Here is a 6741-nt window from a genome sequence, read left to right on the forward strand (position 1 = left end):
AAACGCCCCGGGGGCGCCAATGGTTCGTTTGAGTATGGTCTTGCTCGGTCACGATTTTGTCCGCCGGCGCTGGTCAGCCCTGGCATTGACCGGCGTTGTCTGGGGCGCGGCCGGAGTGGCCATCTTCATCGATGCGCTGGACGGCGTTCTGTATTTTCCGCTGCATGTGTTCGGCTATCTGTTGTTGCTCGAAGCCCTGATCATTCTGCTGGTGCCGGCCCCGAAAACCGGTACAGCGGCGGTTTTGCGCAAGGCTCGCGGTCTGGCGTTTCTGCTGCTGGGGCTGCTGATCGTCGACCGACAGCATGCTGCCGGTGTGATTCTCGCGGTGCTGTTCGGTGCGGCTTTTCTGCTCGATGGCGGTTTTCGACTGGCGGCTGCGGTGGTGGTGCGCTTTGTCGGTTGGCGAATGTCACTGCTGGTGGCGCTGTTCGAGATCGGCTTTGGCGTGTTCATCCTCGAACCGTATCCGAGCCTCTACAAGGGGACGGTGCCGTTCTGCATCGGCATGAGCATCTTTCTTTCGGGCTGTGCCTTGTTGCAGCAGGCATGGCGGTTCAAGAACAGACCGTCGCCGGTGACGCCTTCCCCGGTCCATGCCCCTGCATGCAACAGCGCAATGGTGATCCATGTCTGGACACCCAGCGGTACGGTTGAAGACACCCTGGTGCGCAACCGCTTCCTCAATCGTTATATCGCGGCGGTCGATATCAACGGCGTCATCTCTGCCGGCCACGCGGCACTGGAATGTGGGCCGGACATTTACATCAGCCATTACCCGCTGGACGATATCGATCGCTCGGCGGGGGATTTCGTGCGGTTGCTGCGAGCTACGCCGAACAACGACGTGGTGGGGCGGTTTCTGCCGGACTATGCGAGCGAGGTCGCCGACTGGTGCCCGTCGTCGGTTCAGGTCAGCTTCGCGCGCTACGACGCCGCGCGGCTTCAGGCGTTCTGGGCGGCCTATCGACAGACCACCACCTACAACCTCACCAGCCGCAACTGTTCGAGTGCCGTTGCGCACAGCCTGGAAGCGGCACTGGAAGGTGCGATGAACCGGGGGCATTCGAGCATGCTGGATTTCGCCCGGGTCATCATCAGTCCCGAATTCTGGGTCGCGGCTCAGGTGCGCAAGCGCGCCGAGGCCATGGCCTGGACGCCGGGCCTGGTGCTTGATTATGCGCGGGCGTTGCATGCCGCCATCGAGCCGGCACCGCCGGGCTGGCACGGCATTTACGCGGGAGCCAGGCGCGCCTGCGGGTATTTGGTAACTGCGTTGCGTGGGCGGGAAGTCCATCCCCTTCAGCCGCCACCGATGAATCATCCCTCCGACAAGTCCTGAACGGCTCTACACCGAGTCGCTGCCTTCGCGAGCAAACTCGCTCCCACATTGATTCGTGCAGACATGAGATCCCTGTGGGAGCGAGCCCGCTCGCGATGGCGTCTGCACGGACGACAGAAAAAACCACTCCACTGGTCAACCAATTACAAAGCAACCTAACTATTACGTTGACATTCGCTGCCTAGGCAGTAACATCTCGACATACATTCACTGCCTAGGCAGTTATTAGGTGAGCACATGAAGCATTTCACCCCCGACGAATTCAAGCATTGCCATCTCGGCCTGTTGCTCGGCCGTGCCGCCTTGCTCAAGGACAAGATCATCGACACCCACATGGAACCCCACGGCATCACCGCCGCGCAGTTCAAGGTGTTGATCATCATGGCCCAGTTCGGCGTCGACACCCCGGCCGAGCTGTGCCGGCACCTGTCGCTGGACAGCGGTTCGATGACTCGCATGCTCGATCGTCTGGAGCAGAAAGGTTTCCTGGTTCGCCAACGCAGTGAAGGTGATCGCCGTCAGGTGCAACTCAAACTCACCGAGCAGGGCCAGCAACTGGCCGATCGCCTGCCGCACATCGGCGCCGACGCCATGAATGAACTCGCCGGCGCCGTGACCCCGGACGAGTTGAAAACCCTGGAATACATCCTCAAGAAAATTTTGCTGGCAGCCGGTGACCCGATCACCATCCAGCGGTTAGGTGAACACAATGAGCGGTAAAACCTTGCGCAGCAGCCTGACACTGGTGCTGTCGGCGATGATCCTCGCCGGTTGCGCCAACTACAGTGGCCTCGATACCCAGGGTACCAGCCTCGATGCGAAAACCCTGCAGACCGGGCAATCGCTCAACGGCGTCACCCTGTCCCAGGCCGCGTGGCCGAAGAGCGACTGGTGGACCAGCCTCGGCGATCCGCAGCTCGACGGTCTGATCCGCGAAGCCCTGAAAGACAGCCCGGACATGCAGATCGCCGACGCCCGCGCCCATCAGGCCAGCGCCGCCGCGTACGCCGCCGATGCCGAGCGTTATCCGACCCTCGACGCCAGCGCCGGCATCAGCCGTTCGCGTCTGGCCCGGGATCAGGATCCGCTGGGGCAGGGCGGGGCTTACTCCACCGTGCGCAACATCAGCGCCGGCTTCAATTACAACTTCGACCTGTGGGGCGGTCAGCGTGACGCCTGGGAAGCCGCACTCGGTCAGGCCCGCGCCGCCGAAGTCGACCGTCAGGCCGCGCAACTGACCCTCGCCGCCGACGTGGCCCGGGCCTACAGCGATCTCGGTCAGGCGCACATCGTTTATGACCTGGCCAACGAAGACCTCAAACGCACCAAACAGATGCTCGACCTGAGCCAGCGCCGCCTGAGTTCCGGGATCGACAGCCAGTACCAGTTCCAGCAGACCCAAAGCCTGGAAGCCAGCTCCGAAGCCAGCCTGATCGACGCTGAAAAACGCCTGAACAGCGCAAAAATCGCCCTGGCCGTATTGCTCGGCAAAGGCCCGGATCGCGGCAACGAAATCGCTCGACCGAAAGTCCTGCAAGCCAGCGCTGTCGCACTGCCCTCGGTGCTGCCGGCCGAACTGCTGGGCCGTCGCCCTGATCTGGTCGCCGCGCGCTGGCGTGTCGAGGCGGCGAGCAAGGACATCGATTCGGCCAAGACCCGCTTCTATCCCAACTTGAACCTGTCGGCTTCGGCCGGTGCCGAATCCTTGTTGGGGGACGCGATGTTCGGTTCCGCCAGTCGCTTCTTCAACATTGCCCCGACGATTTCGGTGCCGATCTTCGATGGCGGACGCCTGCGCGCCAACCTCGATGCCCGTGACGCCGATTACGACCTCGCCGTGGCGCAGTACAACAAAAGCCTGGTGAAAGCCCTGGGCGATGTCAGCGACACGATCAACCAGTTGCGCGACATCGGCCGGCAGATCGGCGCCCAGCAGCACGCGACCGAGATTGCCCAGGACTCTTACAACACCGTCGTCCAGCGTTACGGTTCCGGCATCGGCAACTACCTGGACGTGCTCAGCATCGAGCAGCAATTGCTGCAGGCCCAGCGTCAGCTGGCGAACCTGAATGCCGAGCAGATCGACCTGTCGATTCAACTGATGCAAGCGCTGGGCGGCGGCTTCCAGGGGCAAACCCTGACCGCAGCAAACGCCACCCCAGCCACGCCGCACAACTAATTCAAGGTACTTGTCATGGCCACTGCCGAAAACACACAAGCTCAAGACAACGCCCAGGACACTGGCAATCCGCGCAAACGCAAAGTGATGCTGCTGGTGCTGGCCGTTGTGGTTGCCCTCGCCGGTGCCGGTGTCTGGGCGTATCACGAATTCATCGGGCGCTGGAGCGAAAGCACCGACGACGCCTACGTCAACGGCAACGTGGTGGAAATCACCCCGCTGGTGACCGGCACCGTGGTCAGCATCGGTGCCGACGATGGCGATCTGGTGCATGAAGGCCAGGTGCTGATCAACTTCGACCCGAACGACGCCGAAGTCGGCCTGCAAAGTGCCAAGGCCAATCTGGCCCGCACCGTGCGTCAGGTCCGCGGCCTGTACAGCAACGTCGACGGCATGAAGGCCCAGGTCAACGCGCAACAGGCCGAAGTGCAGAAAGCCCAGGACAACTTCAACCGGCGGAAAAACCTCGCGGCAGGCGGGGCGATTTCCCAGGAAGAACTGTCCCACGCCCGCGATGACCTGACCTCGGCGCAGAACGCCCTGGCCAACGCCAAACAGCAACTGAAAACCACCAGCGCGCTGGTCGATGACACCGTGGTCTCGTCGCATCCCGATGTGATGGCCGCCGCTGCGCAACTGCGCCAGGCCTACCTGACCAATGCTCGCAGCACGCTGATTGCACCGGTCACCGGTTACGTCGCCAAGCGCACCGTGCAACTCGGCCAGCGTGTGCAGCCGGGCACCGCGCTGATGGCGGTGATTCCGCTGGATCAGCTGTGGATCGACGCCAACTTCAAGGAAACCCAGCTGCGTGACATGCGCATCGGCCAACCGGTGGAGATCGAGTCGGACATCTACGGCAGCGACGTGAAGTTCAGCGGCACCGTCGACAGCCTCGGCGCAGGCACCGGCAGCGCGTTCGCCCTGTTGCCGGCGCAGAACGCCACCGGTAACTGGATCAAGATCGTGCAGCGTGTGCCGGTACGGATTCACGTCAACGCCGAAGAGCTGGCCAAACACCCGCTGCGCGTCGGTCTGTCGACCAATGTCGAGGTCAACCTGCACGACCAGAGCGGTCCGGTACTGGCCCAGCAGCCGCCGCAAAAGGCCTCGTTCAGCACCAACGTCTACGACCGCCAACTGGCCGAAGCCGACGCGATGATCACCCAGTTGATCCACGACAACAGCGCAGCGGTCAGCAAGACCGCGCAACGCTGATTCCTTCCCCCTGTGGGAGCGGGCTTGCTCGCGAATGCTGCCTGACATTCAACATAGATGTTGTCAGACACACCGCTTTCGCGAGCAAGTCGAATTGTCGCACCGCCGCTCCCACAAAGGGCAGCTGTGTCCGTAACAGACACGGCGCCAACCCGGCTTCATAGGATTCGCGATGAGCAATAACGCCTCTTTCACGCCGCCCAGCCTGTTGCTCAGCACCATCGGCCTGTCGCTGGCGACCTTCATGCAGGTGCTCGACACCACGATCGCCAACGTGGCGCTGCCAACCATTTCCGGCAACCTCGGCGTGAGTTCGGAGCAGGGCACCTGGGTCATCACCTCGTTCGCCGTGAGCAACGCCATTGCGCTGCCGCTCACCGGCTGGCTGAGCCGTCGCTTCGGCGAGGTGAAGCTGTTTCTGTGGGCGACCATTCTGTTTGTGCTGGCTTCGTTCCTCTGCGGCATCTCCACCTCGATGCCGGAACTGATCGGCTTCCGCGTGCTGCAAGGCCTGGTAGCCGGGCCGTTGTACCCGATGACCCAGACACTGCTGATCGCGGTCTATCCGCCGGCGAGGCGGGGCATGGCCCTGGCGTTGCTGGCGATGGTCACGGTGGTGGCGCCGATTGCCGGGCCGATCCTCGGCGGCTGGATCACCGACAGTTACAGCTGGCCGTGGATCTTCTTCATCAACGTGCCGATCGGGATTTTTGCGGTGATGGTGGTTCGCCAGCAGTTGGCCAAACGCCCGGTGGTCACCAGCCATCAGCCGATGGATTACGTCGGGCTGATCACGCTGATCATCGGTGTGGGCGCGCTGCAGGTGATCCTAGACAAGGGCAATGACCTGGACTGGTTCGAGTCGAACTTCATCATCATCGGCGCGGCAATTTCGGTGATCGCGCTGGCGGTGTTCGTGATCTGGGAAATGACCGACCAGCATCCGGTGGTCAACCTGCGGCTGTTTGCCTATCGCAACTTCCGCATCGGCACGCTGGTGCTGGTGTTGGGTTATGCCGGATTCTTCGGCATCAACCTGATCCTGCCGCAGTGGTTGCAGACCCAGATGGGCTACACCGCGACTTGGGCCGGTCTGGCGGTGGCACCGATCGGCATTCTGCCGGTGCTGCTGTCGCCGTTTGTCGGCAAGTACGCGCACAAGTTCGACCTGCGTCTGCTGGCCGGGTTGGCGTTCCTGGCGATCGGCCTGAGCTGCTTCATGCGTGCCGAGTTCACCAACGAGGTGGACTTCCAGCACATCGCCCTGGTGCAGTTGTTCATGGGGATTGGTGTGGCGCTGTTCTTCATGCCGACCTTGAGCATTCTGATGTCGGACCTGCCGCCGAGCCAGATTGCCGATGGCGCTGGTCTGGCGACGTTCCTGCGGACACTGGGCGGCAGCTTTGCGGCGTCGTTGACCACCTGGATCTGGATTCGCCGGGCGGATCAGCATCATGCGTATATGAGCGAAAGCATCAGCACTTATGAGCCGGCGACTCGCGAGACTTTGCATTCGCTGGGTGGTGCGAGCCAATCGGCCTATGCGCAGATGGATCAGATCCTCACCAGTCAGGCGTACATGCTCTCCACAGTGGATTACTTCACGCTGCTGGGCTGGGGGTTCATGGGGTTGATTCTGATTGTGTGGCTGGCCAAGCCGCCATTCGCAGCCAAGGCAGGGCCGGCGGCTTCCGGGCACTAAGATCAAGAGCTTTCCCTCACCCTAACCCTCTCCCGGAGGGAGAGGGGACTGACCGAGGTGGATATTCGGGTTACACCGACCTGAAAGTCCGAGTTGAACTCAGGCCTTGAAGTGCAGACTTGCGAAACAGAGTCGAGCTCAGATTCTGAAAACTACGAATATCGGCTCCCTTTCCCCCTCGCCCCCTTGGGGGAGAGGGCTGGGGTGGGTAAAGACCGGGTACATCCTTTACGTTTGAGACCGGGGACATGGTTTACAGGTATCAATCATGGTCAGGAGGTGCTGACCATGCCCTGGAAT

Annotated in this window: 5 protein-coding genes; all 5 read left to right on the top strand. The window is 62.0% G+C overall.

Annotation, left to right across the window (positions count from 1 at the left end):
• The first annotated feature begins 19 nt into the window (after positions 1 to 19).
• The 5 genes from EIY71_RS16745 (at position 20) to EIY71_RS16770 (ending at position 6441) form a co-directional block, all read left to right on the top strand.
• Entirely contained in the window at positions 20 to 1342 is a 1323-nt protein-coding gene (locus EIY71_RS16745; RefSeq protein WP_134022352.1) for a hypothetical protein, read from the top strand.
• A 237-nt stretch (positions 1343 to 1579) separates the two neighbouring features.
• Positions 1580 to 2062: a MarR family winged helix-turn-helix transcriptional regulator gene (locus EIY71_RS16750; protein WP_085608360.1), complete on the top strand. Its 483-nt coding sequence runs from the start codon at positions 1580 to 1582 to the stop codon at positions 2060 to 2062.
• Positions 2052 to 3521, top strand: coding sequence for an efflux transporter outer membrane subunit (locus EIY71_RS16755; protein WP_102687171.1), 1470 nt, complete (start codon positions 2052 to 2054; stop codon positions 3519 to 3521). The genes EIY71_RS16750 and EIY71_RS16755 overlap by 11 nt, the downstream gene beginning before the upstream one ends.
• Before the next feature lie 15 nt (positions 3522 to 3536).
• On the top strand, positions 3537 to 4739 hold the full coding sequence (locus tag EIY71_RS16760) for an efflux RND transporter periplasmic adaptor subunit (RefSeq protein ID WP_085745958.1): 1203 nt from the start codon (positions 3537 to 3539) through the stop codon (positions 4737 to 4739).
• A 172-nt stretch (positions 4740 to 4911) separates the two neighbouring features.
• Positions 4912 to 6441 (top strand): DHA2 family efflux MFS transporter permease subunit, encoded by a 1530-nt coding sequence (locus EIY71_RS16770; protein WP_102717016.1) that lies wholly within the window; start codon positions 4912 to 4914, stop codon positions 6439 to 6441.
• Positions 6442 to 6741 lie beyond the last annotated feature (300 nt).

This window comes from Pseudomonas sp. CH235 (genome assembly GCF_004368175.1).
Classification (GTDB): domain Bacteria; phylum Pseudomonadota; class Gammaproteobacteria; order Pseudomonadales; family Pseudomonadaceae; genus Aquipseudomonas; species Aquipseudomonas paraglycinae.